General features: G+C 40.6%; 22 protein-coding genes. 18 read left to right on the top strand and 4 right to left on the bottom strand.

The annotated features are described in order from the left end of the window. Window positions 1–182: 182 nt before the first annotated feature. Window positions 183–488 (bottom strand): bacteriocin immunity protein, encoded by a 306-nt coding sequence (locus tag ACEN4L_RS06005; protein WP_407096213.1) that lies wholly within the window; start codon window positions 486–488, stop codon window positions 183–185. 816 nt (window positions 489–1,304) lie between these two features. Further along, window positions 1,305–1,715, bottom strand: a complete 411-nt coding sequence (locus ACEN4L_RS06000; RefSeq protein ID WP_407096214.1) for a hypothetical protein — start codon at window positions 1,713–1,715, stop codon at window positions 1,305–1,307. Between the two features lie 306 nt (window positions 1,716–2,021). Here ACEN4L_RS06000 and metG point away from each other — a divergent pair, with 306 nt between their 5' ends. The 12 genes from metG (at window position 2,022) to purR (ending at window position 14,713) form a co-directional block, all read left to right on the top strand. Then, window positions 2,022–4,043 carry a methionine--tRNA ligase gene (gene metG / locus ACEN4L_RS05995; RefSeq protein WP_407096215.1) on the top strand — a complete coding sequence of 674 codons (2,022 nt, stop codon included), beginning with the start codon at window positions 2,022–2,024 and terminating at the stop codon, window positions 4,041–4,043. A 330-nt stretch (window positions 4,044–4,373) separates the two neighbouring features. Then, entirely contained in the window at window positions 4,374–5,144 is a 771-nt protein-coding gene (locus tag ACEN4L_RS05990) for a TatD family hydrolase (RefSeq protein WP_407096216.1), read from the top strand. After that, window positions 5,141–5,707 (top strand): ribonuclease M5, encoded by a 567-nt coding sequence (gene rnmV / locus ACEN4L_RS05985; protein ID WP_407096217.1) that lies wholly within the window; start codon window positions 5,141–5,143, stop codon window positions 5,705–5,707. The genes ACEN4L_RS05990 and rnmV overlap by 4 nt, the downstream gene beginning before the upstream one ends. Beyond that, on the top strand, window positions 5,697–6,587 hold the full coding sequence (gene rsmA, locus ACEN4L_RS05980) for a 16S rRNA (adenine(1518)-N(6)/adenine(1519)-N(6))-dimethyltransferase RsmA (RefSeq protein ID WP_407096218.1): 891 nt from the start codon (window positions 5,697–5,699) through the stop codon (window positions 6,585–6,587). The genes rnmV and rsmA overlap by 11 nt, the downstream gene beginning before the upstream one ends. 156 nt (window positions 6,588–6,743) lie before the next feature. Continuing rightward, window positions 6,744–7,001 (top strand): Veg family protein, encoded by a 258-nt coding sequence (locus ACEN4L_RS05975; protein ID WP_407096219.1) that lies wholly within the window; start codon window positions 6,744–6,746, stop codon window positions 6,999–7,001. A 1,034-nt stretch (window positions 7,002–8,035) separates the two neighbouring features. Further along, window positions 8,036–8,890: a 4-(cytidine 5'-diphospho)-2-C-methyl-D-erythritol kinase gene (gene ispE / locus ACEN4L_RS05970; RefSeq protein ID WP_407096220.1), complete on the top strand. Its 855-nt coding sequence runs from the start codon at window positions 8,036–8,038 to the stop codon at window positions 8,888–8,890. A 96-nt stretch (window positions 8,891–8,986) separates the two neighbouring features. Next, window positions 8,987–9,661: a threonine/serine exporter ThrE family protein gene (locus tag ACEN4L_RS05965; protein ID WP_407096221.1), complete on the top strand. Its 675-nt coding sequence runs from the start codon at window positions 8,987–8,989 to the stop codon at window positions 9,659–9,661. A gap of 83 nt (window positions 9,662–9,744) precedes the next feature. Next, window positions 9,745–10,200 carry a threonine/serine exporter family protein gene (locus ACEN4L_RS05960; protein WP_407096222.1) on the top strand — a complete coding sequence of 152 codons (456 nt, stop codon included), beginning with the start codon at window positions 9,745–9,747 and terminating at the stop codon, window positions 10,198–10,200. 957 nt (window positions 10,201–11,157) lie between these two features. After that, a complete protein-coding gene (locus tag ACEN4L_RS05955) occupies window positions 11,158–12,126 on the top strand; it encodes a metal ABC transporter substrate-binding protein (protein ID WP_407096223.1) in 969 nt (322 codons plus the stop codon). A gap of 36 nt (window positions 12,127–12,162) precedes the next feature. Further along, the gene (locus tag ACEN4L_RS05950) at window positions 12,163–12,870 is read left to right on the top strand and encodes a metal ABC transporter ATP-binding protein (protein WP_407096224.1); all 708 of its coding nucleotides are present in this window, start codon (window positions 12,163–12,165) and stop codon (window positions 12,868–12,870) included. Beyond that, a complete protein-coding gene (locus tag ACEN4L_RS05945) occupies window positions 12,816–13,640 on the top strand; it encodes a metal ABC transporter permease (protein WP_407096225.1) in 825 nt (274 codons plus the stop codon). The genes ACEN4L_RS05950 and ACEN4L_RS05945 overlap by 55 nt, the downstream gene beginning before the upstream one ends. Window positions 13,641–13,888: 248 nt before the next feature. Next, a complete protein-coding gene (gene purR, locus ACEN4L_RS05940; RefSeq protein WP_407096226.1) occupies window positions 13,889–14,713 on the top strand; it encodes a pur operon repressor in 825 nt (274 codons plus the stop codon). A 755-nt stretch (window positions 14,714–15,468) separates the two neighbouring features. On the opposite strand, the gene ACEN4L_RS05935 is transcribed toward purR, so the two are convergent. After that, window positions 15,469–15,981 (bottom strand): cupin domain-containing protein, encoded by a 513-nt coding sequence (locus ACEN4L_RS05935; RefSeq protein ID WP_407096227.1) that lies wholly within the window; start codon window positions 15,979–15,981, stop codon window positions 15,469–15,471. Window positions 15,982–16,293: 312 nt separating this feature from the next. On the opposite strand from ACEN4L_RS05935, the gene glmU reads away from it, so the two are divergent. The 5 genes from glmU to ACEN4L_RS05910 all read left to right on the top strand — a co-directional run bounded on the left by glmU (window position 16,294) and on the right by ACEN4L_RS05910 (window position 24,862). Next, a complete protein-coding gene (gene glmU, locus ACEN4L_RS05930) occupies window positions 16,294–17,664 on the top strand; it encodes a bifunctional UDP-N-acetylglucosamine diphosphorylase/glucosamine-1-phosphate N-acetyltransferase GlmU (protein ID WP_407096228.1) in 1,371 nt (456 codons plus the stop codon). Between the two features lie 94 nt (window positions 17,665–17,758). Further along, window positions 17,759–18,739, top strand: coding sequence for a ribose-phosphate diphosphokinase (locus tag ACEN4L_RS05925; RefSeq protein WP_407096229.1), 981 nt, complete (start codon window positions 17,759–17,761; stop codon window positions 18,737–18,739). Between the two features lie 459 nt (window positions 18,740–19,198). Beyond that, a complete protein-coding gene (locus ACEN4L_RS05920) occupies window positions 19,199–21,499 on the top strand; it encodes a glycoside hydrolase family 65 protein (protein ID WP_407096230.1) in 2,301 nt (766 codons plus the stop codon). Window positions 21,500–21,596: 97 nt separating this feature from the next. After that, a complete protein-coding gene (locus ACEN4L_RS05915) occupies window positions 21,597–22,934 on the top strand; it encodes a M20 family metallopeptidase (RefSeq protein WP_407096231.1) in 1,338 nt (445 codons plus the stop codon). 1,010 nt (window positions 22,935–23,944) lie between these two features. Then, the gene (locus ACEN4L_RS05910) at window positions 23,945–24,862 is read left to right on the top strand and encodes a nuclease-related domain-containing protein (RefSeq protein ID WP_407096232.1); all 918 of its coding nucleotides are present in this window, start codon (window positions 23,945–23,947) and stop codon (window positions 24,860–24,862) included. Window positions 24,863–24,965: 103 nt separating this feature from the next. On the opposite strand, the gene ACEN4L_RS05905 is transcribed toward ACEN4L_RS05910, so the two are convergent. Beyond that, a complete protein-coding gene (locus ACEN4L_RS05905; RefSeq protein ID WP_407096233.1) occupies window positions 24,966–25,934 on the bottom strand; it encodes an L-lactate dehydrogenase in 969 nt (322 codons plus the stop codon). A gap of 274 nt (window positions 25,935–26,208) precedes the next feature. Between ACEN4L_RS05905 and pth the strand changes: the two genes are divergently transcribed. Next, on the top strand, window positions 26,209–26,769 hold the full coding sequence (gene pth, locus ACEN4L_RS05900) for an aminoacyl-tRNA hydrolase (protein WP_407096234.1): 561 nt from the start codon (window positions 26,209–26,211) through the stop codon (window positions 26,767–26,769). Window positions 26,770–26,802: the final 33 nt, after the last annotated feature.

The raw sequence follows: 26,802 nt of genomic DNA, 5'->3' as shown, positions 1-26,802 counted from the left end.
CCTTGACTACGATTGCCTTATCCGTCATTGCGATGAATGTAGATAACATTAATCGCAATCGCTTGCGCTCTTTTTTTGGACAACTGAAAAATCGGAAAAAAAGCTGTTTAGTTCTATTGAACTTTTCACCATTTCAAATTAGCCCAATTGTTCAGTAGGCATTATGTACTTTCATGTGTCTTTCAGAACTGTGATTTATCTCCATAGTTAGCTCGATAAGAACCGTTCAAACCAGCTTTTTGCCCAATTCCACTTAATTGTCTAATTAGTTCATCTTGCTCTTCACTAAATGTTATTTTTTCAGTAAAGGCTTTAAAATAAATGAAATTGATTAGACGATTAATCAGAGGAGGATTTTCCTTAGAGTCATTAAGTCTTTTATATACTTTCAATAGAACTTCTTTAATGTCTTCCATTTCTTCGCCTGTATTAGACTGAACAAGGTTATTATATAAATCATGTACAAGTCGTTTCGACTCATTTCCCATCCTATCCATCTCCTTTTTTATATTCTATGTCCTTATTGTGTCATTATTACGGATTTAATTCAAATCGATTTAAGAAAAAAGGAGGGGAGATATAGTGAAAAAAAACAAAGAAAGTAAATGGAAATTTATTCTTTGGATCGTTTCGTTAGTTGTCATTGGAATTCTAGGAATGCCAGGAATCCCTGTCGATCAAATTGACGATAAATAATTCTAGAATAGAGTTGGTAACTTTTTGAACCGAAAAAATAACCTTATTAATTCAAGGTTTTAGATACACTATTTTAAGCAATTTCATGTATCTGAAATTTCTAGTTTACAGAGAAATTTTTTTCAATTGGATAATTTTTCTTTATAATTAAGAAATGCTGTTTGTTATTTTTTTATGAAAGGTGAATTTTATTTATATGCCTAGAAATAAAGCAGCACTATTAATAGGTATTATGATTGCTCTATCGGTATTGTTATATGACATTCTTTTTGCTAGGTTATTACCGGATGATTTAACAAGAACAACCGGTAGAATGATCTTTATACTTATATTTGGAGGCATTACTGAGTTGTACATAAAGAAACGTAATGCTAAAAAATAAGTATTTCTCGAAGTCTTAGTCGACCAAATTGTTATCTTACATACTCAATATAGGTAAATCAATCGTATCAAAAAAAGGATTCTGCTACTTAATAAAGTAGTAAAATCCTTTTTTTATATTAAATATACTTGCTCTCGCATCACAAGTATCTGCTATTAAATGATAAACTCCAATTTTGTAGCGCAATTACCTTGATTGGCGGTTAACCCTTTTTCATGTTGTTTAGTTATTCTTCACTGAATTCATACCCTACAAGGAAACTATCCGTTTTAAAAAGTAAGGCATTGTCCTCATCCCTGAACAATCGATCTCCTACGATAGTTAACTTGTATTGTATCTCTTCGCCTACTTGAATAGTCACCTTGTCGTCTTCTCGAATAACTTCATAGTCCGCGTAAACTTCCCCGCTTTCAAATGGAAAATCAATGATTAGCGACGGATCCCAATAGCTGTAATCTGCTTCTATCCCATTTTCAGAGAATAGCAACGTAACTGGATCTGTGGCTTGAAGAATTACACCTTCTTCCTCTGCAATAGAGTGCCAAGTATCATTGGTTGCTTCATCACTAGAGCAACCTGCTAAAAACAAACCTACCACCAAAAACTGCAGTAAACCAACTACCAAATTTCTTTTCATATGTAAGTTCCTCCCCTTAAAATAAGTATAGCAGTTTCAACCTTTAAAGCTTGGATCTTGTCATATATGACAATCTAAACTGTTTTGAAAATAGGGTTTTTAAATAACAACAAAACAAAAATCTCCTACTACACATTTGTTAGCGCTAAGTGAGGGGGAATTTGCTGAACGGGTAAGTCTATTCTAAAGAACAAGTCGCGTAAACAGCCTGTTTTGTGGTATACTATCCAAGAATGATTTTTTGGAAAATGACTGAATTTAACATTGAAATGCTAACAAAGTGATTGAATATAAGGAGGTACTCACGTGGCAGATAAAGAAACATTTTATATTACGACCCCTATTTATTATCCAAGTGGAAAATTGCATATTGGAAATGCGTATACAACGATTGCTAGTGACGTTATGGCTCGCTACAAGAGAATGAAAGGTTTTGACGTCTTTTATTTGACAGGAAGCGACGAACACGGGCAAAAAATCGAGCAAAAAGCTCAAGAATTGAACATTTCTCCTCAAGAATACGTAGACGGTATGGCTGAAGGAATGCAAAAATTGTGGGAAATGTTAGAAATCAGCAACGACAAATTTATTCGTACTACTGATCCGACACACGAAAAAGTGGTAGCAGCTATTTTTGAACGTTTCTTAGAGCAAGGCGATATTTATTTGGATGAATACGAAGGCTGGTATTCTGTACCGGACGAAACATTCTATACAGAGACTCAATTAGAAGATGTCGAACGCGATGCTGACGGCAACGTCATTGGCGGGAAATCGCCTGACAGCGGCCACCCTGTTGAATTGGTCAAAGAAGAATCTTACTTCTTCAAGATGAGCAAATACGCAGATCGTTTATTGAAATATTACGAAGATCATCCTGATTTTATTCAACCCGAATCACGTAAAAATGAAATGATCAACAACTTTATCAAACCAGGTTTGGAAGATTTAGCTGTTTCACGAACGACTTTCAGCTGGGGAATTCAAGTTCCAAGCAATCCGAAACATGTAGTTTATGTGTGGATCGATGCTTTGGCAAACTACATCACAGCGATGGGTTACGGAACAGAAGATGACTCATTGTTCAACAAATTCTGGCCGGCTGATGTGCACATGGTTGGAAAAGAAATCGTTCGTTTCCACACGATTTACTGGCCAATTATGTTGATGGCGCTTGATTTGCCATTGCCGAAAAAAGTCTTTGGCCATGGCTGGTTATTGATGAAAGATGGTAAAATGTCTAAATCTAAAGGAAATGTTGTCTACCCAGAAATGTTGGTTGAGCGTTACGGCTTGGACTCATTACGCTACTACTTGATGCGCGAAGTGCCATTTGGCAGCGACGGGGTCTTTACACCAGAAGATTACGTTTCTCGTATCAATTATGACCTAGCCAATGACTTAGGAAACCTATTGAACCGTACAGTTGCGATGATCAATAAATATCTGGGCGGTAAATTACCTGCTTACAGCGGTGCGCAAACAGCGTTCGACAACGAGTTAAAAGCTCTTGCGGATAAAGTGGTAGCAGACTACCAAGTTGAGATGGACAATATGCAGTTCGGAAGCGCCTTGAACCATATTTGGACATTGATCTCTCGTGCGAACAAATATATTGATGAGACAGAGCCTTGGAAATTAGCGAAAGACGACAGTAAAACAGCTGAATTGTCTAACATCATGGTTCATTTGGCAGAAAGCTTACGCGTTTCAGCGGTATTGCTGCAACCATTTATGACGCATTCTCCAAAAGCGATCTTCACGCAATTGGGTATGGATGTTGAAGCGGCAGGAACATGGGAAACCGTTGCATTTGGTGATTTCCAAGCTGAAACACAAGTGGTCGCTAAAGGTGAGCCGATCTTCCCTCGTCTAGATACAGAAGAAGAAGTCAACTACATCAAAGAACAAATGGCTGGCGGTACTCCTGTTATCGAAGAGGAAGAAGCTGCAGCTGAATGGAACCCGGAAGAAACAGAATTGGTTTCCATCAAAGATAAAGAGATCAAATTTGATGCCTTTGAAAAAGTAGAATTGAAAGTAGCAGAAGTCATTGAATGCTCTAAAGTTGAAGGAGCCGACAAACTTTTGAAATTCCGCTTAGACGCTGGAGACAAAGGACACCGCCAAATCCTATCGGGAATTGCACAATGGTATCCAGACCCAGAAGCGTTGATTGGTAAAAAAGTGATCATCGTTGCCAACTTGAAACCACGCAAAATGCGCGGCGAAATCAGCCAAGGCATGATCCTATCCGCTGAAAAAGACGGCGAACTGAAAATCATCGAAGCACCAATTGAAGCACCAAATGGATCAGAAGTAGCTTAGAGAGTGCAACAAGGTGAGTGATGGGACATTTGCGTATCTTTTTTGAGAGATTTTAGGTGAAAAGGGCACGCAAAATGGATTTACGTTCCTTTTTCTTCCATAATGCACATAAATAGTAACGCAAACTTGTTTTGTGTTCCCTTTTTCAAGATTTGAACGTGATTAGGGAACGTAAAAACTAAATGGCGGCTCTTCTCCGTCAGCAAAAGCCGCAATGTTTGCCGTCAATCTGAATATACAAAAATTAAACACTTCAAAAGAAGGGATGGGATCAGTTGTCCCAGCCCTTCTTTTGCGTTAAATTCTATTTGAAAGGAAATGAACACCAATATGTTATTTGATACACATACGCATTTAAATGCCGAACAATTCAGTGATGATATCCCAGAGACCCTAAAAAAAGCGGCTGAACATGATGTGACTCGTATGGCTGTAGTGGGATTTGATACGCCGACCATCGATAAATCGTTGGCTTTAAGCCAAGAATACGATCATATTTACAGTATCGTTGGCTGGCATCCGACCGAAAGCCACTCGTATACCGATGCAATCGAAGAAAAATTGTACCACCAATTGCAATTGCCCAAAATAGTGGCGATGGGAGAAATGGGGCTGGATTACCACTGGCCAGATTCAACGAAAGAAGAGCAATTTGAAGCTTTCCGTCGTCAAATTAGAGTCGCTAAAGAATTGAAACTCCCCGTCAGCATCCACAATCGCGAGGCGACAGAAGATGTCTACAAAATCTTGAAAGAAGAGCACATCGAAGATATCGGCGGCATCATGCACAGTTTTGGTGAGAGCACGGACTGGATGGAACGTTTTCTAGATCTGGGTATGCACATTTCACTGAGTGGGGTCGTGACCTTTAAAAATGCACCTGAAGTCCGCGAAGTAGCTAAAGCTGTTCCATTTGATAAATTGCTGATTGAAACGGATGCGCCTTACTTGGCTCCGATGCCGTTCCGCGGAAAGCGAAATGAACCGGCTTACGTGAAATACGTGGCGGAAGAAGTCGCAAAACAACGCGGTATCACATATGAAGAAGTGGGACAGCAAACGACTGCCAATGCCAATCGCTTGTTTGGGTTGGACGCATGAAAAAAATAAAAGAAATCATTGTGGTAGAGGGCAGAGACGATACGCGACGCATCCAAGAATCGGTGATTGCCGACACGATCGAGACGAACGGCTCTGCCATTAATGACCAGACCTTGGCGTTGATTGAAAAAGCACAAATCGATCGCGGTGTTATCGTCTTTACCGATCCCGATTATCCAGGAGAGAAGATTCGCAAAACGATTTCTCAAGCGATTCCTGGAGTAAAACATGCTTTTTTAACGGTTGATGAAGCTCGGCCGAAACACAAAGGCAGTTTAGGGATCGAGCATGCAGCACCAGAAAGTATTCAAGCCGCTTTAGCAAAAGCCTATACGCAAACAATCGAACAAAAGCGATTGATTCCGAGAGAACTGCTGTTTGAGCTGGGATTAACAAGTGGACCAAATGCCAGTCACTATCGTAAACTGGTAGGAGACGCCTTGAATATTGGCTACACGAATGGCAAACAATTGCAGAAACGATTGCAGATGTTCCAAATCAAACCTGAGACATTGATTGAGACAATGAATACCATAATGGAGGAAAAGCGGAATGAATCTTAAAGATATTGCAACTCCGAGCAGAACAAAAGAAATTTTACAGAAGCATGGTTTTTCCCTAAAGAAAAGTCTGGGGCAAAACTTTATCGTCGAACCCAATATTTTGGCCAATATCGTCAAAGCCGCTGGATTAGATGAGAATACGAATGTCATCGAAGTTGGGCCGGGTATAGGGGCTTTAACGGAATATGTCGCCCGCAGCAGCAAGCAAGTTGTAGCGTTTGAGATTGATGACCGATTGATCCCTGTCTTGGAAGACACGCTTAGTCCGTATGACAACATCCGTGTTGTTCACCAAGATGTGCTGAAAGCTCATTTGAAAGAAGTGTTGGCAGAGACGATCGACTTGGATGAACGCTTGATGGTCGTAGCCAACTTGCCTTACTACATCACAACACCGATCATTATGCACTTTTTAGAGTCGGAAATGAGAATCGATGGCTTGGTCATTATGATGCAGAAAGAAGTGGCAGACCGTATTACAGCGGCTCCTGGCAGCAAAGCTTACGGCTCACTGTCCATTGCGATTCAATATTACATGGAAGCTGAAATAGCCTTTATTGTGCCAAAAACGGTCTTCGTACCGCAGCCCAACGTGGATTCAGCTATTCTTAAATTAACGCGCAGAGACACTCCAGTGGCAGAAGTGAAAAATGAAGAACTCTTTTTCAAATTGGTTCGGGCGGCATTTGTGCAACGCCGAAAAACGATCTGGAATAATCTGCTGATCCGTTATGGAAAAACAGATGAAGTGAAAGCAGAATTGACCAAAGGACTAGAAGCAGCAGGCATTGACCCTAAGCGCCGCGGAGAAACGATATCGATTGTCGAGTTTGGCAAATTAGCTGATGCTTTGGATGAAAAAGTGTTAAAAGAAGATTAAGATTGTGTAAACAAAAAAGCGAAATGCCTGATTTAAAGGTTTTTGTAACGCTTTATTATGAGAATAATATTAGTTGTGCAAAAGAAATTTCTATGATACACTTCAAAAGTTTGCCTAATTGTGTTATAATAAAGCTATTAGGTGAGGTGAATCTGAATGCCAATAACATTGGGAAGCATTAAAGAAAGCTTAGATTGTCGATTAGGTAAGAAGATTATGGTGACCGCGCAAACTGGTCGTAAGAGAAAGACAGAAAGAAAAGGTATTTTAAGAGATACTTATCATTCCGTATTTGTGATAGAATTAGACCAAGAAGAAAATGCTTTTGAACGTGTATCTTATAGTTACACGGACGTATTGACTCATGCTGTAGAAGTTGAATTTTTAGAAGATGAAGTCGTACAATACGCTTAAAAAATGAATAGTAAATGCAAAGAGCTGAGCCACTAATAAAATGGTTTAGCTCTTTTTTTGTATGGATTTAGGAGTTTTTGTCTTCTAGCGTTGGTAAAAAAGTTTCCTCTGACCTATGACCTATGGGTTGGTTGCTGGGGTAAATCCTGGTGTTTAATTCTATAAGTTGAGGTAAGAAATGTAGCGTATTCTTTGATAAGGTCAACGTATTCTTTCAGATGTGTACTTTATTCCATGTGAAAGAGGCTTTTTTTGATGAGTAACTCGATTTTATTCATCAAGGCAGTTTTGCCCTTGATGTTCAGAGCTCATTCTTCATCAAGGCGGTTTTGCTCTTGATGTTCAGAGCTCATTCTTCATCAAGGCAGTTTTGTCCTTGATGTTCAAAGCTCATTCTTCATCAAGACGGTTTTGCTCTTGATGTTCAGAGCTCATTCTTCATCAAGACGGTTTTACTCTTGATGTTCAAAGCTCATTTTTCATCAAGGCGGTTTTGCCCTTGATGTTCAAAGCTCATTCTTCATCAAGACGGTTTTACTCTTGATGTTCAGAGCTCATTCTTCATCAAGGCGGTTTTACTCTTGATGTTCAGAGCTCATTCTTCATCAAGGCAGTTTTACTCTTGATGTTCAGAGCTCATTCTTCATCAAGGAGATTTTGCTCTTGATGTTCAAAGCTCATTCTTCATCAAGGCGGTTTTACTCTTGATGTTCAGAGCTCATTCTTCATCAAGGCAGTTTTACTCTTGATGTTCAAAGCTCATTCTTCATCAAGGCAGTTTTGCCCTTGATGTTCAAAGCATACTTTTCATCAAGGAGTTGAGCCCGTAATCGTATCTCAAGGCTTGCAAGCTTCTGACTTCAAAAAAGGAACTAAATCTAAGATAACTCTGCTTTGATTCAGAAATGGCAAAATTCTGCGCTTTTTGATGAACTTTTCATGAGATTACAAACTCTTCCTTTTCAAATCAGCTTTTTTCAGCTACTATATTTTACAGAGAAGTAAAAGAAAAGTGCGAAAGGAGGAACTGGAAGATGGAGATTGTGGAAGAAAAAGCGCCGGCGAAGATCAATTTAAGTTTAGATGTCCTTCATAAACGAGATGATGGCTACCATGAAATGGAATTGGTCATGACTTCGATTGATTTAGCGGATCGCTTAACGTTGACTTTATTGGAAGAGAACCGTATTTTAATTGAAAGCAACAACGGTTTTTTGCCTTTAGACGAACGGAATATAGCTTATCGTTCAGCTATGTTATTGAAGAAACAATTTAATATCCGTCAAGGGGTGCACATTTATATTGAAAAAAACATCCCGATTGCTGCTGGTTTAGGCGGCGGAAGCAGTGACGCTGCTGCAACGCTTAGAGGACTGAATCGGTTATGGAACATCGGACTTGATTTGGACGAATTGGCAGAGCTAGGTGCGCAAATCGGCTCAGATGTCCCTTTTTGCATCTATGGCGGTTCTGCATATGCCTATGGTCGAGGAGAGAAAATCAAGCCACTGGAAGAAGTTCCACAATGTTGGGTAGTTCTAGTGAAACCACGCAGAGGAATCTCCTCATGGACAGTATTCGAAGGATTGGATGTAGATAAACTAGCCCATCCAGATACGGAGAGCATTTTAAATGCAATCGACTGCATGGATTATTCAACGATGGCCGATCATTTAGGCAATGCTTTAGAAAATATCTCCATGCATAAGCAGCCTAAAATCGAGCAAATCAAACAAAAGATGCTTCAGTTTGGAGCAGATACGGCATTAATGAGCGGAACAGGTCCTACAATATATGGACTATGCCAAAAGTATTCACGTGCGCAACGCGTGTTTAATGGACTCAAGGGCTTCTGTAATGAAGTATATTTGGTAAGAACCTTGAAGTAGTCGACCCTTTAAAGCTTAAAAATTCATTGATTGGAGTTATACTGATTCTGGATAAGCGATTTGGTCATCATCACTGGATAGATTGGAGAATTAAACATGAAGACTAAAGAATTGATTAACTTTGTTTTGGATATTGGGGAACAAATGCTGATCAGTGGAGCGGAAGTGAATCGAGTAGAAGATTCCATCACTAGAATGTGCAGTGCATACGGAGCCAAACGAGTAAACGTGTTGACGATCACCTCTAGTATTATACTGACAGTGAGAATGTTGGACGGCGAATTGTATACGCAAACCAGAAGAATCAGGTCTTATGTAACAGATTTGAACAAATTGGATCGCTTGAACCACTTATCCCGCGTTATCGTGAACCAACAACCCAGCTTGGAAAAGATAGAGCATGAAATTGAGCAAATCGATTTAATCGGAGTGTATTCTACTAGCCATCAATACTTCATCTATGCGTTGGTCGCATCCTCCTTCACCGTCTTTTTCGGCGGAAATGTTGGGGATACAATTGTTTCCGCCTTAGTGGCCATGCTGCTGAAGTGGATGATCAGTTTTATCAAAAAGGTCGATAAAAATACTGTTATTACCAATCTATTTTGTTCATTTGTAGTCGGTATTGTGACCATCTTGACGGTCAATCTTGGATTTGGCACAAATGTGGACCACATCATCATTGGAAATATCATGTTATTGATTCCTGGGCTGGCGCTGACCAATGCCGTCAAAGATATTATCAGTGGGGAACCATTTCTGGATTATTGAGGCTGAGTGAAGCCTTCGTCGCAGCTGTTTCAATCGCTTCTGGCTTTAGTTTGGCGACTTTGCTCATGGGAGGGCTGATATAAATGGAAGAGATCATACAAATCATAGCGTCCTTTTTCTGTTCAGTCGCTTTTGCATTGTTGTACAACATTCGTGGGAAAAAAGTTATCCTGGCTGGATTTGGAGGCATGATTTCGTGGGGAATTTATATAGGCATCGGAATCGTCCACCCGAATGAAATGATCCAGTACTTTTTCGCAGCGGCTTTTGTTACATGGTACTCGGAATTTCTGGCGCCAATTCTAAAAACACCGGTGACTGTTTTCCTTTCACCAGGTATCATCCCATTCGTTCCAGGACGAGGACTATATTATACGATGAGTTATGCATTAAATGGGGAGTTGACGTTGTTTACTGAAATGGGCTTGAATACATTAGCAACAGCTGTTAGTATTGCTGCCGGAATCATGGGCGCATCAGCAGTTTACCGTATTGTCAGAGGGGTCACACGCTTCAACCGACGCAAACGAACCACTTAAACTAGATACTGTTGATAAGGGGCTAGGTAACTCTAGCTCTATTTTTTTGCCGATGAAAAATGTTGAGTTAGTTGGTGGTTTTTGAGGTGACGGCTGTGACTAAGTTGGTGAGGAGCTAAATAGTGTTTTTAAACGGTGTGATATGGTACTAAGAGGGTATTTAAATACTATATAGTGCTTTCAAAAAGAGAGATATGGTACAAAGAGGGTGCTTGAGTACTATATAGTATTTTCAAACAGCGTGATATGGTACAAAAGAGGTGTTTAAGTACTATATAGTGCTTTCGAACAAAGAGATATAGTACAAAAAAAGGTGTTTAAGTACCATATAGTGTTTTCAAAAAGAGAGATATGGTACAAAGAGGGTGTTTAAGTACTATATAGTATTTTCAAACAGCGTGATATGGTACAAAAAAGGTGTTTAAGTACCATATAGTGCTTTCGAACAGAGAGATATGGTACAAAAAAGGTGTTTAAGTACCATATAGTGCTTTCAAAAAGAGAGATATGGTACAAAGAGGGTGTTTAAGTACTATATAGTGCTTTCGAACAGAGAGATATGGTACAAAAAAGGTGTTTAAGTACTATATAGTATTAAAAAAAGATGAATGGTTCTGAGACAACAACTAAAGTGCACTTAGTACCTTCACAAGTGCCAAATAACTCCAAACGAAACGAAACGAAACAAACAAGCTTTCTTAGAAGTGAACATATGTTGAGCTGAACGACTTTCTCCGCTCTAGACGAGTTGCGGAAATCTGACTTTCGCAACGCTCTTATTTTTTTGTTGACGTAGTGGTTTGATAGTGATAAGCTACTTAAGGATTCGTAAATAGTAACAGTTACGATTTATGGAAATTGTAATCTGAGCATCGGAACTAAACCCAAGATTTGAAATCCTGAATCTAAACCTATAAAAATACACTCAAAAAAGATCTTAATTTGGAGGTAATGAATATGAGAAAATTACATAAATGGCTATCAATAAGTGCCGTTTCCGGCTTAGTGTTTTTTTTAGCAGCTTGTACAGCGCCGACAACGGAAGAATCTGGTGCACCGGCAGAAGAAGACAAGCTTCAAGTGGTGACGACGTTTTACCCGATGTATGATTTTACCAAACAAGTAGCTCTGGACAATGCAGATGTGTCGATCCTAGTGCCATCAGGGTCAGACACGCATGGATTTGAACCAAGTGCTAAAGATGTGGCGCAAATTCAAGAAGCTGATGTGTTCGTCTACAATAGTGAAGAAATGGAAACCTGGGTTCCCAGTATTTTAGAAAGCATCGACACGACTGATGTGGTCATCGTAAATGCCAGTGAGGGAATCGAATTGTTGGAAGGGTCTCACACTGAGGAAGAAGAACAGGACCACGATCATGAAGCAGAAGAAGGGCATTCGCATGAAGTCGACCCTCACATTTGGCTGGATCCGGTTCTGGCTCAAGAAGAAGTCACGAACATCAAAGAAGGCTTGATCGAAGCTGACTCTGCAAATGAAGCACTGTATGAAGAAAACGCAACAGCTTTCCAAACGGAATTGCAACAATTGGATGAAGAGTATGCAGCAGCATTTGAAACCGCTGAAAACCGTACGTTTGTGACACAGCATGCAGCGTTTGCTTATTTGGCGGACCGTTATGATTTACACCAAGTAGCGATCTCAGGATTGTCGACAGATGCAGAACCAAGTCCGTCTGAATTAACGGAGATGTCTAATTTTATCAATACGCAAAATGTTGAATACATTTACTTTGGCAAAACGACTTCATCCGCTATTTCAGAAACGTTGGCTAATGAGACAAATACACAATTAGCTGTGCTGGATCCAATCGAAGGAGTCACGGAAGCGGATCAAGAAGCTGGAGTGGATTATCTACAAGCGATGCGAAATAATTTGGAAGCTTTGAAATTAAGCATCCAGTAGCAAATGAGATCCTAGAGAAAGAAAGAAGGGAAAATGATGCACTATATTGAAGTAGAAAACTTGTCTTTTCATTATGAAGACGAGCCGGTTTTGCAGAATATCGATTTCACCGTTGATGCAGGAGAGTTTGTGATCTTGACAGGTGAAAACGGAGCTGCCAAATCTACTTTATTGCGTAACATATTGGGCTTATTGAAGCCGTCGACTGGCTTTGCTAAGATTTCTCCCGTCAATACGCGCAATGAAAAGTTAGCCTTGGGATACATTCCTCAACAAGTGGCTTCATACAATGCCGGTTTCCCAAGTACAGTATTGGAGCTGGTACAGTCGGGCCGTTACCAACGCGGCAAATGGTTCAAGAGACTGGATAAAGAAGATCATGTTCATGTCAAACGAGCGCTAGAGTCTGTTGGGATGTGGGATCAGCGCGATAAAAAAGTCGGCGATCTTTCTGGCGGGCAGAAGCAGCGCATCTCATTGGCGCGGATATTTGCGACGGACCCGGATCTATTTATTTTAGATGAACCGACAACGGGAATGGACATTGAATCTCGTACGCAATTTTATGAATTGTTAAAACACAATAGTGAATTTCATGGCAAAGGGATCTTGATGGTGACTCATGATCATGAGGATATCAAACAATATGCTGACCGCCATATTCATCTTGTTCGGAAGGAGGATTCGCCGTGGAGATGTTTTTCTATGGATTCATGCAAAGAGCCTTCCAAGCTTCACTCTTAATCGCTATTATTGCACCGATCTTAGGCTTTTTTTTGATTCTGCGCCGACAGTCCTTAATGGCTGATACACTGTCGCACGTGTCTTTAGTCGGAATCGCATTAGGATTTTTGCTGAATTTAAATCCAACGTTAACGACTATGTTTGTTGTGATCGTGGTGGCGATCATATTAGAATACTTAAGACTGGAATTCAAGTCTTACTCAGAAGTTTCGCTGGCGATTTTGATGTCCGGTGGTTTAGCATTAGCGTTAGTGTTGATGAGTTTTGTAGATGGCGGGACCAATACCAGCATCGACCAGTTTTTATTTGGCTCGATCGTGACGATCAGTCCGCAGCAAGTTCAAATTTTAGCTGCACTATGTGTGATCACAGTCGTGATGTACTTCGTTTTCCGCAAGCCCATGTACGTGCTGACGTTTGATGAAGATACGGCTTTTACCACTGGGCTTCCCGTGCGCCTGATGTCGGTTTGCTTTAATGTATTGGTAGGGGTAGCGATTGCGGTTATTATGCCGATCGCAGGTTCATTACTGGTTTCGGCTATTATTATTCTGCCTGCAGCTATTGCCATGCGTTTGAGCAAACACTTTAATTACGTGATCTTAGTTGGTATCGTGATCGGTATTGTTGGGATGTTCTCCGGGCTGTCGGTATCTTACTATGCCGGAACGCCAGCAGGAGCTACGATCGCCTTAGTCTTTATCGCTATTTTCATTCTCATCTCTATAGTGAATCAAGTAGGAACTGCCATGCGTAAAAAAGGTTCATAAGCAACTTTCCTCAAATAAAATCGTGTACTGCTTTTCAGCGGTAGGCGTTTTTTATTTGCCAAAAATGGAAATCCGAATAATGTTTTGAGAGGAATACGAAAATTTAAGAAAAAAAGATGTGAAAGTTGTGTGAAAGGCGAACATTTTTATCATTTTCACACTAATTTACTACCTATTTTTTATATAAATGCGTATAATAGAGAAGAACCCTTCAATGAGGAAGCAGACTAAGAAAGAGAGGTGCTATAATGAAAGTAAAAAGAAGTGAACGATTGATCGATATGACGCGTTACTTATTAGAACGACCGCATACCCTTGTTTCTTTAACTTTTTTTGCTGACCGATACGACTCCGCTAAATCATCGATTAGTGAAGACTTGACCATTATAAAAAAAACGTTTAAAGACAGAGGAATAGGTATTCTAGAAACCATAGCAGGAGCTGCAGGTGGTGTGCGTTATATCCCTAAGATTTCCTCAGAAGAAACAGAAGAATTTATTGCGCAAATGTGTGAGCGCTTATCTGAAGTAGACCGATTATTGCCAGGCGGATATGTATATTTATCTGATATGCTGGGTGAACCGGCTGTCCTGCAAAAAATCGGTAAGATTATTGCGACACAATATCTGGATCAAAAAGTAGATGCCGTTATGACGGTGGCTACAAAAGGAGTACCGATCGCACAAGCTGTTTCGACTTACTTAAATGTTCCGTTTGTCATGGTGCGACGTGATTCAAAAATTACAGAAGGCTCCACCGTCAGTATCAACTACGTTTCAGGTTCATCTAATCGAGTAGAAAAGATGGAGTTGTCAAAACGCAGCTTGAAGAGAGGTTCCAGAGTTCTAGTCGTGGATGATTTCATGAAAGGCGGCGGAACCGTCAACGGGATGAGAAGCTTGATCGAAGAATTCGAAGCTGAATTAGTCGGTATTACCGTATTTGCCGAATCCAGTTTCCAAGGAAACCGGATGGTAGAGGACTACACGTCATTGCTGCATGTAGATGAAGTAGATGTCCGCAACAAATCGATCCGAGTAAAACCAGGAAACTACTTTGAGAGAGTGAAGTAAACCGTTTAGACTTCCTATTATCTCACAAGGCAGCCTGTTTGGTATTTTTTCCAAACAGACAAGCCTCGCAAAAAGAACCCACCTGCTGAACAAATTCAGCAGCAGGTGGGTTCTTTTTCTACTTCATTACTTGCTTGGATGAAAAGTTGATTCAATAGGATTAAAATCAATTAGAATGCTCTATTCTGAGTACTTTGAGGAGGTTTATAGTCGATTTCTGACTTGTGAGGTTCAAAATAATTGCCACAAGTCAGATAACTCTCCTTTTCCTGACTTGTGGGACTGAAAATTAAGGCCGTAAGTCAGGTTTATCCCTTTTACCTGACTTGTGAGCATCAGACTACTCACCACAAGTCGGATAAAAATTGCGAGCGCTTCTCATATGATGCTCAGAGCTTCATTTCTACGTAAATCAACCCCTGTTTGAATAAAAAATTTTTCGCAGGGCGAAAAATCTCCTTCTTGAAAGGATCTGAGTGCTTATAAGGATGCTTATCGTCGGTTACCTGACTTGTGGGTACCAAAATAATTGCCACAAGTCAGGTAATGCTTCCTTACTTGACTTGTCGTGCTGGAAATAAGAGGCGTAAGTCAGGTTTAATCTGTTTATCTGACTTTTGAGTTCTAAATTACTTGCCACAAGTCAGATAAAGCCCACTTTCCTCGCATATCATCATTGCTTCGGACTTCAGAGCTCTATTTGACTAATGGAATAAAATAGCAGAGCCAACAATTATTTAAACCTCATTTTTTTACTATTCCGGCAAGGTTTCAAAGGCTAATTTGCGGATGATCGTTTCATGGGTTGGGTAGTCTTTAATGAGTTCGGCTTGGGTGAACAATTCAAAGTCGTGGTACTCGAATCCAGGGGAGACCATGCAGCTGACTAAAGAAAAAGCGTCCGGTTCAGCGGATTCCACACTGGAGCCGAAAATCGTATCTTTTGGGACTGCGTACTGCAGCACTTCTCCTTGGTCGATCGCCAAGCCTAATTTGACCGCTTCATACTTGCCGTCGGGGTGGATCATATGAACAGTCAGCGCCTCGCCTGTGTGGTAATACCAGATTTCGTCCGATTTCAAACGGTGGAAATGAGACGGGCTGGCTTGATTAAGCAGAAAGTAAATACTAGTGTAATAAGGACGTGTGCGATCATCCCATATAGTGCTGGATTCATCACTGCGGTAAACTTGCTTGAAAAATCCGCCTTCTGAGTGCGGTTCTAATGCTAGATGGTTGATCCAATAGTGTTCCGATTGAGTAGTCATAATTTTCACCTGTTCCTTTTTCTTTCAGTCTATGTCAGTTGAGAGAGGATTGCAAAGCCTAATTTGATTATTTCTTTACCCTACATAGAATGACAAAAAATTGGTCTAGTTGGTAAGATTCTACGTACTTTCAAATTAAATTCTCGGTAAGAAAAAAATGGCAAACTTTTGACGAGCAAAAGGGGTCGGTAAATGAATGTCAGAGCCTTCCTTGAAAACTAGCCATTATTGAGCTATTATAAAAACAGCTTAAGAAAGTAACTTATGACAACTAATTAACTTAAAAAAAAGAAAAACATGAGGAGTTTAAACATGACACAACGATTTGCAGTGGTATTAGCGGCTGGACAAGGAACCAGAATGAAATCGAAATTGTATAAAGTATTGCACCCGGTAGCAGGTAAGCCTATGGTAGGCCACGTGGTAGACCAAGTGGAAGCTGCTGGAGCAGATAAAATCGTCTCTATAGTAGGAGTCGGAGCTGAAAAAGTTCAAGAATACTTAGGCGAACGTTCTGAATACGCGATGCAAGCAGAGCAACTAGGAACTGGACACGCCGTTTTACAAGCTGAATCTTTACTGAGCGGAAAAGAAGGCACGGTTTTAGTGATTTGTGGAGATACACCTTTATTGACGGCTGAAACGTTAAATGGTCTATTTGCTCATCACCAAGAACAAGGGGCGAAAGCGACTATTTTAACGGCGCATGCAGACGACCCAACTGGTTACGGACGCGTGATTCGCAGCGCATCTGGCGCAGTTGAAAAAATTGTGGAACAAAAAGATGCATCTCCAGAGGAAGCGGCTGTTCAAGAAATCAATACAGGAACGTACTGCTTTGACAATGCTTTATTATTTGAAGCGTTGAACCAAGTAGGAAATGACAACTCACAAGGTGAATACTATCTTCCAGACGTGATTGAAATCTTGAAAGATAAAGGTGAGATTGTTGGAGCTTACCAAATGGAAAAAGAAGCAGAGTCTTTAGGGGTAAACGATCGCGTGGCTTTAGCGGAAGCAACACGTATGATGCGTGAACGCATCAATGAAAAACACATGCGCAATGGGGTTACATTTGTGAACCCGGAAGCGACGTACATTGACAGCGACGTGGTGATTGGTTCAGATACCATCGTTGAAGCGGGCGTGGTACTGAAAGGGAATACGGTTATTGGTGAAGACTGCTTTATCGGCGCGAATTCAGAAATCTGTGACAGCAAAATCGGCGACCGTGTTCGCGTAACCAGCAGCAACATTGAAGATTCTGTGATGGCTTCAGACAGCAATATTGGACCGTACAGTCATTTGCGTCCAAATAGTGTGATCGGAAAAGATGTGCACATTGGAAACTTTGTCGAAGTGAAAAATGCCAATATTGATGAAAATACAAAAGTTGGTCACTTAACGTATGTTGGGGAAGCTGATTTAGGCAAAAACATTAATATCGGTTGCGGAACAGTCTTTGTGAATTACGATGGAGCGAATAAACACCGCGTAACGATTGGCGACAATGTATTTATTGGCTGCAACACGAATTTGATTGCGCCGGTAACGGTCGAAGAAAACGTGTATGTTGCTGCGGGATCTACCATTACTGAAGATGTTCCAAGTGAATCTTTGGCAATTGCACGTGCTCGACAAGTAAACAAATTAGATTATTATAAAAAAATGCCTCAAAAATAAGCAAAATCGACAATAAGGCTTGATTTCTTGGCGGAAAATGGCTAACATTAGTTTGACGAAAAGATACGTTAAAAAAGAAAGTGGAGGCCCACAAATGTCCGAACAATATTTCGATCCGAAGTTAAAAATCTTTGCCTTAAACTCAAACAAGCCTTTAGCTGAAAAAATCGCTAAAGTTGTTGGTGTTGAACTGGGGAAAATTTCAGTAAATCAGTTTAGTGACGGAGAAATTAGAATCAATATTGAAGAAAGTATCCGTGGAGATCATGTTTACATCATTCAATCAACTTCGAGTCCAGTAAATGATAATATAATGGAATTGTTGATCATGATTGATGCTTTAAAACGTGCAAGTGTAAAAACGGTTAACATTGTTATTCCTTACTATGGATATGCTCGTCAAGACCGTAAAGCCCGTTCGAGAGAACCGATCACATCTAAACTAGTTGCGAACATGATTACTAGAGCTGGTGCAGATCGTATCTTAACACTGGATTTACATGCTGCTCAAATTCAAGGATTCTTTGATATGCCAGTGGATCATTTATTAGGCGCTCCACTATTAGCTAACTATTTCTTAGACAACGGTATTGCTAATGAAGACACAGTAGTTGTTTCACCAGATCATGGTGGAGTTACTCGTGCACGTAAATTAGCTGAATTCCTGAAAGCTCCAATTGCGATTATCGACAAACGTCGTCCTAAAGCAAATGTAGCAGAAGTAATGAATATTATCGGCAACGTTGAAGGCAAGAAATGTATTTTGATCGATGACATGATTGATACTGCTGGAACAATCACTTTAGCTGCTCAAGCTTTAGAAGATGCGGGTGCGACAGAAGTTTATGCATGTTGTACACACCCGGTTTTATCCGGTCCAGCGATCGAACGCATCGAAGCATCCGCTTTGAAAAAAGTGATTGTGACAGACTCTATCCAATTGACTGAAGAAACAAAGAGCGACAAAATCGTTCAAATCAGCGTCAGTGAATTAATGGGAGATGCGATCAAACGTATCCACGAAAACAAATCAGTGAGCCCATTATTTGAACAAAGATTCCCATCAACTAAATAAAACAAATTCACTATAGGTCGGGTCAACATAAGTGTTGGTTCGGCTTTTTTTGAATTTTCATCTTCTAGCTTTAATAAGGAAATTTCCTCCGGTCTACGGGGTTGCTTGTGGAAAGCCATGTGACCGCTTAGGTGCCAAAAACCATGTCTCCAATCTTGTAACGTTACCGAAGACGTTGTGAGCCTGAGAGATATACGGATACGTTATGCGCAACGCAGTGGAGAACAAACTAAGAGTACGTAAACAGTGTTTCCTGTTTTTGCATTAAAAAGAAGCGTGTTTTTTACTTACAAACGCCAAATGTTGTAGAACCTTAGAGAGGTTAATTTAGATTTAGACATCAGTAACTTGAGCAATTGTCTCCATCTAGAAGGCGTAAGAGTTGCAGACCTTTTCTGATAAGGAGTACCATGACCGAAATGAGACCGGATACAGCATATCAAAAGGAGGCTGGACTTGATGCGGAAATTATTGGAAAACGGCACCCCGTGGCAGTTGGTTGAAACAGGAATTGACCCCTCTTTTATCCGACACAATGAGACCTTGTTTTCATTATCCAACGGGCATATCGGTACTAGAGGCAGTTTGGAAGAAGGAAAGTTCGTTCCCGATTACGTGTGGAACGAAGGAACTTATATGAATGGATTTTATGAAACGACCCCTATTGATTACTCGGAATGGGCTTATGGATTTGCTACCAACCATCAAATTATCACGCCTCTGCCTAATGCCAAACAAATTCGATTTTCAGTGAATAGAGAATGGTTTAATTTGGAACGCGGAAAAACGAGTGAGCATAAGCGAGTACTGGACATGCAAAAAGGCGTACTGACCCGCAGCTTTACTTGGGAAAACGAGCACAACGATAAAGTCAGTGTCGTCACAGAACATTTTGTTTCCTATGATGTTCCAGAGCTGTTTGTGCAGCAAGTGAAAATCACGCCGCTGACAGAAAATGTTGATTTGATGTTTGAAATGGTGCTGGACGATTTAAAGGATATCAGCCATAGGAAAACGGAAGACGAGAAGAAAGACCCTCGGGTACGCAAATTAACAACACGTTTATTTGCGAGTGAACAACTGAGTGAAGAATCTTTCCCGCTGCTGCATATCAACACTCCTGCCAGCGGAATGGACGCAATCGTGGGGACTAGGACACAAGTGGACGAAATAGAAACAGAATACGTCCGTATAGGGTTGACAGAGAGTTGGAGCTGCAGTCCTGAAAAAGGCAAAACAGTTACATGGAATCGCTATGCTGCATACAGCAGGCCTTACCTAGAAGATAACAAAACGCCAAAACAACTTAAACATGTCCGTAGTTTATTGAAGGCAGCACTGAGTAAAGGATATGAGACAGTAAAAGAAGAGCATATAAAAATGATGAGCGACTTTTGGCAGAAAAGTGATGTTATCATTGAAGGGGATGAACAGCTGCAAAAAGGTTTGCGGTTCAATTTGTTCCATTTGCACCAAGCAGCAGGTCGAGATGGCAAAACCAGCATCTCTGCTAAAGGGCTGACAGGTCCAGGGTATGATGGACATTACTTCTGGGACACGGAAATGTACATGCTGCCGTTTTTTATCTACACCCAACCTGAGATCGCTAAACAACTTTTATTGTATCGCCACTCGATATTGCCTGCCGCCAGAGTCCGTGCGAAGGAGCTGTCTGTCCAACAAGGGGCGCTGTTTCCTTGGCGTACCATCAATGGATTAGAAGCCAGTGTTTACTACCCAGCGGGAACAGCTCAATTCCATATCAACGCCGATATTGCTCACGCTGTATACACTTATATCAAAGCAACCGGAGACAAAGAGTTTGCGTTTAATGAAGGCTTAGAGATCTTGATTGAGACGGCACGTTTTTGGACAGCCTTTGGACAATATGACGCGTTAAATAAAAACCGGTTTGTGCTCAATGGAGTCACCGGTCCAGATGAATACACTACATTGGTAAATAACAACTTTTATACCAATCTTCTAGTGAAACACAATTTAGAGTATGCAGTAGAGGCCGTACTGGAAGTGTTGTCCTCAGGCAAAGAAAAAACTTCTAACGCCTTGGAAGTAGTCGGTTTTGAATGGCGGGAACTGGAAGAATGGTCAAAAGCAGCTGAAGCGATGTATCTTCCATATGAGGAAAATCTTCAATTGACCAAGCAAGACGACAACTTTCTCAGTAAACAACCATGGGACTTGGAAAAGACGCCTAAAGAGCATCATCCTTTACTGATGTATTATCATCCATTGGCTATTTTCCGGTATCAAGTCAACAAACAAGCCGATACAGTTTTGGCTCAATTTTTATTTTCATGGGAATTCGATGTAGAGCAGAAAAGACGGGACTATTACTATTATGAAAAAATCACGACCCATGATTCTTCCTTGTCTCGTTCGATCTTCGGTATCATGGCTAGCGAAATCGGTGATCCAGAACGGGCGTACCATTATTTTATGGATACAGCTTTAATGGACATCACCGATCTGCAAGCCAACACTAGGGATGGTATTCATGCTGCCAATATGGGTGGAACTTGGTTGAGTATGGTTCATGGATTTGCCGGGATGCGGTTATATGAAGACAAGCTGCATTTTTCACCGCATTTGCCGAAACACTGGCAAAAAATCTCGTTCCATATCCAGTATCATTCGAGCTTTTTCCAAGTAACCATCACGCCTGACGGAACAGAATATAAATTGCTTGAAGGAGAATCAGTGGAGATCGAGCACAACGGAGCAGTCCTGCGAGTCGAATAAGAGGCATAAATCACATTCCTTCTGTCGTAAATTTGGTATGAAGGCGCTCATTTTATGGTATGATAATGAAATAGAAAATCAGCTAGGAGGTCAAAGAATGACAACATGGGTAAAGGAAAATCACCAACAAGAAAGTATTGAAGCATTGAAAGAATTGCTTTCAATCGCATCAGTGAACGAAGGAGACGGTACAGGAAATCCTCCATTCGGCCAAGGGATTCAAGAGGCATTGGAAAAAGCATTAGAGATCTGTGAGGATCTAGGCTTGAAGACATTTATTGATCCTCAAGGAAATTATGGGTATGCCGAATACGGCAGCGGCGAAGAAATGATCGGTATCTTATGCCATTTAGACGTCGTTCCAGGCGGTAATCTGGCCAAATGGACCAATCCTCCATTTGAACCTGAAATCAGAGATGACGTCATCTATGGTCGCGGAACTCAAGATGACAAAGGTCCAACGATTGCGGCTCTTTATGGATTCAAATCGGTTCTAGATGAAGGCATCTCTTTCAACAAACGTGTTCGCTTTATCTTCGGTACCGACGAAGAAAGCTTATGGCGCGGTATCCAAAAATACACGGATCAAGAAGAAATCCCAACAATGGGCTTCGTTCCAGACGGTACATTCCCATTAACGTATGCTGAAAAAGGTTTGTGGGAAGTTAATTTGACAGGACCTGGAAGCGACGCAGTGAACTTGAAATTGGGTGAAGCGTCCAATGTTGTTCCCGGCGAAGCAATCTACGACGGCAACAGCATCGAATCGCTAGCCGATGAATTGAATAAACTGGGTGTTGCTTTTGACCAAGAAGACGGAAAAATCATCGTCAAAGGGAAATCCGTTCACTCCAGCGTATCTGGTGAAGGAATCAACGCAATCAACAAACTGGTCCAAGGATTGAACAAAGTAGAATCGCATCCAGCGTTGCGTTTCATTGCAGAAAAAATCGGCGACGAAACAAACGGCTTGAGTATTTTTGGCGAAGTTAAAGATGACGTTTCCGGCGAAATGACCTTAAATACCGGCAAATTAGAGATCACGAAAGACGCTTCTAAAATCACGCTGGACATTCGTTTCCCAGTAACTTACGATAAAGAACAATTGATCAGAACGTTAAGCAAAGTTGCTGGAGTATATGGATTGGAATACAAAGAATTCGACTTCATCCCTTCTCTATACGTCAAAAAAGACAGCGACTTAGTCAAAACCTTGATGAGCGTCTACCAAGAAAAAACTGGCGACCAAACAGAACCATTCGTATCAGGCGGAGCCACTTACGCTCGCCAAATGCCAAACATGGTCGCATTCGGAGCTCACTTCCCACACGCAAAAAGCTTAGCCCACCAAGAAAACGAAGGTCTAGCTTTGAGCGATTTATATAAAGCCATGGAGATTTATGCAGAAGCTATTTATCAATTGGCTTGCAAGTAACCATATAGTGAAGTTTAGATGAGCCTCACCCAACTAGTTAGTGGTACTAGTTGGGTGAGGCTTATTTTTGATTTAAATGATAGATTGGGAGGAAGAAGCTTTACGGCGCTATGAAGTTCGGCGCAACCGATACGTGTGTGGAAAGTGACCGTTACCTGACTTGTGGTGAGTAGTTTGATGCTGACAAGTCAGGTAAAAGGGATAAACCTGACTTATGGCCTTAATTTTCAGTCCCACAAGTCAGGAAAAGGAGAGTTATCTGACTTATCGCTATTACTTTGATCCTCACAAGTCAGGTTATCGACGATAAACTTCATTTTAAGCACTCAGATCCTTTCAAAAAGGAGATTTTTCGCGAGGCGAAAAATTTCTTATTAAAAAGGTCTTGGTTTACTTGGGTATGAAGCTCGGAGGGGCATGAGAAAAGCCGCTTGTGGTCTTTACCTGACTTGTGGTGAGTAGTTTAGTGTTCACAAGTTAGGTAAAAGGGATAAACCTGACTTACGGCCCTAATTTCAGTCCCATAAGTCAGGAAAAGGAGAGTTATCTGACTTATCGCTATTATTTTAATTCCCACAAGTCAGGTAATCAACGATAAACTTCATTTTAAGCACTCAGATCCTTTCAAAAAGGAGATTTTTCGCGAGGCGAAAAATTTCTTATTAAAAAAGGTCTTGGTTGTCTTAGGTATGAAGCTCGGAGGGGCATGAGAAAAGCCGCTTGTGGTCTTTACCTGACTTGTGGTGAGTAGTTTAGTGTTCACAAGTCAGGTAAAAGGGATAAATCTGACTTACGGCCTTAATTTTCAGTCCCACAAGTCAGGAAAAGGAGAGTTATCTGACTTATCGCTATTATTTTGTTCCCCACAAGTCAGGTTATCGACGATAAACTTCATTTTAAGCACTCAGATCCTTTCAAAAAGGAGATTTTTCGCCCCGCGAAAAATTTCTTATTTGTAAAAAAGAGAACGCTTTTTTTTACGTATATTGTGTGTAAAAGGAGGATTTGTGATGATCTATAAAAAAAGAAAGAAACCTACTGTGCTGGCTATGTTGGAAGTGCTGTACAAACGTACTCAGTTAAGCGCTAAAGTGCATAAATACTATATGAATCAAAAGAAAGGGTACTATGGCGAGTGCTGTTTTGATGTGTTAACGGAAAAATTAGAGTGTGACTGCTTGATATTGAACGATTTGCCATTTCAGGATAATGGCAACGAGTTTCAAATTGATGCTTTGATTATCACTGCTTATGCCATTTATTTATACGAAATCAAAAATTATGAAGGAACATACTATTATAAAGACGGCTTTTTTCGTTCAGTATTTTCTGATTTTAAGTTTGAAAGTCCGATTGAATGGTTGAATCGGAAGGAAACGTATTTGCAAAAGATCTTGTACGAATATGGCATCAACTTGCCTATCAAATCTTTTATCGTGTTTGTTCATCCGGAATTCACTTTGTATGATGTTTCTTATTCAGAAAGAGTGCTGCTGCCAACTTCCATTCCGCAACATTTTCGCCAAATGAACCAATTAGATGGAAAATTAACTCAAGAGCATATTTATGTAGCGAGCAAATTGTGTGAAGTTTCCGCTCAATCTATACCGACATTGAAAGGCGTTCCTAGTTACGAGTATGACGAGCTCAAAAAAGGGCTGATTTGCGAGAATTGCGGGGAGTTCATTCATGAAGTTAAAAATAAAGGCAAAACAATAACCTGTGCTGGTTGCGGGTATCGAGAGGTAGCAGCTGAATGTATTTTCCGTCATATTGAAGAATGCAAAATGATGTTCCCGGGAAGAAGAGTAGCGTTTAATTTAGTTGATGATTGGTGCGGCGGGTTGGTGACGGAGAAAAGAATCCGCTATGTCTTCAAAAAATATTACCAGGCACATGGTTCTGGACGTGGAAGGTATTATGAGTAGTTGAGAATGGAGTTTAAATAAAAATCCTGTTCAAGAGAGTATACTCAACCTTGAACAGGATTTTTATTCTTCATCAGTTAATATTGAATCGTTTTGTATAGGTTTATTGATCTTTCATAACTTCTTCCAAAGCCTCATGACCGATCGATTTCAAGGTCTCAGCAGAATGGTTCATTTTCGCTGCTTCAGATTCGCTTAATGGAATTTCCACGACTTTGCGGATTCCTTGACGGTTGACGATGGCCGGAACACCGATGTAAACATCTTCTTGGCCGTATTGCCCGTCTAAATAAGCGGAAACTGGTAGAACGGCATTTTCGTTACCCAAAATAGCTTTAGTGATACGGGCTAGTGCTGCGGCGATTCCGTAGAAAGTAGCACCTTTCTTTTCGATGATGTCGTAAGCGGCGTCGCGTACTTTAAAGAATACATCGACTAGGGCTTGTTCGTCAACACCGGGATTTTCTTTGATCCATTCGTAAATTTGCAGGCCGGCAACGTTGGCGTGAGACCATACTGGAAACTCTGTATCTCCGTGTTCACCTAAAATATAGCCATGGACGTTACGTGCATCGACGTCTAAAATCGTTGCGATTTCTTGACGGAAACGGGCGCTGTCTAGAGAAGTCCCAGATCCGATAACACGGTGTTTCGGTAGTCCAGAGAATTTCCAAGTGGCATAAGTCAAGATATCTACCGGGTTCGTAGCGACTAAGAAAATACCGTCGAAGCCGCTGTCCATGATTTGGCCGATAATGCCTTTAAAAATGCGCATATTTTTTTTCACTAAATCAAGTCTGGTTTCACCAGGTTTTTGAGCAGCTCCTGCTGAAATGACGACGATATCTGCATCGTGGCAGTCGCTGTAGTCAGCCGCATAGATTTTCTTTGGAGAAGTGAAGGCCAAGGCGTGTGATAAATCTAAAGCGTCACCTTCAGTTTTTGCTTTATCGATGTCAATGATACCAAGTTCTTGAGCAATATTCTGTGTTACTAGAGCAAATGCGTAACTAGACCCAACTGCTCCGTCCCCTACTAAAATAACTTTTTGATTATCATTTTTGTTTCCCATGTTCAATTCCTCCATATCTTTAATAGAATCATAAGCTCTGCTTGAACTACATTCAGTATACTGTAAAAAGGAAAAAGTTTACAGAGGTAAGGTTTAATTAAAACGCTGTCATGTGAAATATTTTATAAACTTTTTTTAAAGCAAGCAACCTATTCCTTTTGTGTTTTAAATTGTGCTATACTAGATGAAAGTTTAAAAAGAGATCGTACTGGGCGAAGGTTGTTTCGTGCAGCGCTTTTTTGCGTCCATTAACGTTCAAATTGGAGAGTGTACAATGAAGATGATTGTAGGCCTAGGAAACCCTGGGAAAAAATATCAAGACACCAAACACAATATTGGTTTTATTACATTAGATGAATTGGCTTACCAACATAAATTTTCGTTCAACAAATCAAAATTTGAAGCGGATGTCGCTGAAGCTCGTTTTGATGGAGAAAAAACTTTGTTCGTTAAACCACAAACTTTTATGAATGATTCTGGAAAAGCTGTCAGAGCATTGATGGATTATTATGGCGTCGACGTGGAAGATTTGCTGGTAATTTATGATGACTTGGATTTGCCAGTCGGGAAGATTCGTTTGCGTCAAAAAGGGAGTGCAGGCGGGCACAACGGCATCAAGAGCATCATCCAGCACATCGGGACACAAGATTTCAATCGGATCCGGATCGGTATCGACCGTCCATTTCCGAAACAAACCGTTGTTCAACACGTGTTGAGCGGATTTCCAAAAGAGGTTCATGAAGACATTTTGGACGCGGTGAAAAAAAGTGCGGAGGCTACGAATCATTGGCTGGATGGGCACAAATTTATGGATACGATGAATCACTTTAATTAAGATAAAACGGAGGCAATATCATATGGGAGATGT

The organism is Desemzia sp. FAM 23988 (assembly GCF_045528365.1).
Lineage (GTDB): Bacteria > Bacillota > Bacilli > Lactobacillales > Carnobacteriaceae > Desemzia.
Note: the sequence above shows the minus strand (reverse complement) of the source record. Positions and strands in the feature narration are given on the sequence as shown.

What these genes read in the sequence shown, in the direction of transcription:
- ACEN4L_RS06005 (WP_407096213.1), bottom strand. Translation starts at nt 488, where the DNA reads ATGGGAAATGAGTCGAAACGACTTGTACATGATTTATATAATAACCTT.
- ACEN4L_RS06000 (WP_407096214.1), bottom strand. Translation starts at nt 1,715, where the DNA reads ATGAAAAGAAATTTGGTAGTTGGTTTACTGCAGTTTTTGGTGGTAGGT.
- ACEN4L_RS05990 (WP_407096216.1), top strand. Translation starts at nt 4,374, where the DNA reads ATGTTATTTGATACACATACGCATTTAAATGCCGAACAATTCAGTGAT.
- rnmV (WP_407096217.1), top strand. Translation starts at nt 5,141, where the DNA reads ATGAAAAAAATAAAAGAAATCATTGTGGTAGAGGGCAGAGACGATACG.
- rsmA (WP_407096218.1), top strand. Translation starts at nt 5,697, where the DNA reads ATGAATCTTAAAGATATTGCAACTCCGAGCAGAACAAAAGAAATTTTA.
- ACEN4L_RS05975 (WP_407096219.1), top strand. Translation starts at nt 6,744, where the DNA reads ATGCCAATAACATTGGGAAGCATTAAAGAAAGCTTAGATTGTCGATTA.
- ispE (WP_407096220.1), top strand. Translation starts at nt 8,036, where the DNA reads ATGGAGATTGTGGAAGAAAAAGCGCCGGCGAAGATCAATTTAAGTTTA.
- ACEN4L_RS05965 (WP_407096221.1), top strand. Translation starts at nt 8,987, where the DNA reads ATGAAGACTAAAGAATTGATTAACTTTGTTTTGGATATTGGGGAACAA.
- ACEN4L_RS05960 (WP_407096222.1), top strand. Translation starts at nt 9,745, where the DNA reads ATGGAAGAGATCATACAAATCATAGCGTCCTTTTTCTGTTCAGTCGCT.
- ACEN4L_RS05955 (WP_407096223.1), top strand. Translation starts at nt 11,158, where the DNA reads ATGAGAAAATTACATAAATGGCTATCAATAAGTGCCGTTTCCGGCTTA.
- ACEN4L_RS05950 (WP_407096224.1), top strand. Translation starts at nt 12,163, where the DNA reads ATGCACTATATTGAAGTAGAAAACTTGTCTTTTCATTATGAAGACGAG.
- purR (WP_407096226.1), top strand. Translation starts at nt 13,889, where the DNA reads ATGAAAGTAAAAAGAAGTGAACGATTGATCGATATGACGCGTTACTTA.
- ACEN4L_RS05935 (WP_407096227.1), bottom strand. Translation starts at nt 15,981, where the DNA reads ATGACTACTCAATCGGAACACTATTGGATCAACCATCTAGCATTAGAA.
- glmU (WP_407096228.1), top strand. Translation starts at nt 16,294, where the DNA reads ATGACACAACGATTTGCAGTGGTATTAGCGGCTGGACAAGGAACCAGA.
- ACEN4L_RS05925 (WP_407096229.1), top strand. Translation starts at nt 17,759, where the DNA reads ATGTCCGAACAATATTTCGATCCGAAGTTAAAAATCTTTGCCTTAAAC.
- ACEN4L_RS05920 (WP_407096230.1), top strand. Translation starts at nt 19,199, where the DNA reads ATGCGGAAATTATTGGAAAACGGCACCCCGTGGCAGTTGGTTGAAACA.
- ACEN4L_RS05915 (WP_407096231.1), top strand. Translation starts at nt 21,597, where the DNA reads ATGACAACATGGGTAAAGGAAAATCACCAACAAGAAAGTATTGAAGCA.
- ACEN4L_RS05910 (WP_407096232.1), top strand. Translation starts at nt 23,945, where the DNA reads ATGATCTATAAAAAAAGAAAGAAACCTACTGTGCTGGCTATGTTGGAA.
- ACEN4L_RS05905 (WP_407096233.1), bottom strand. Translation starts at nt 25,934, where the DNA reads ATGGGAAACAAAAATGATAATCAAAAAGTTATTTTAGTAGGGGACGGA.
- pth (WP_407096234.1), top strand. Translation starts at nt 26,209, where the DNA reads ATGAAGATGATTGTAGGCCTAGGAAACCCTGGGAAAAAATATCAAGAC.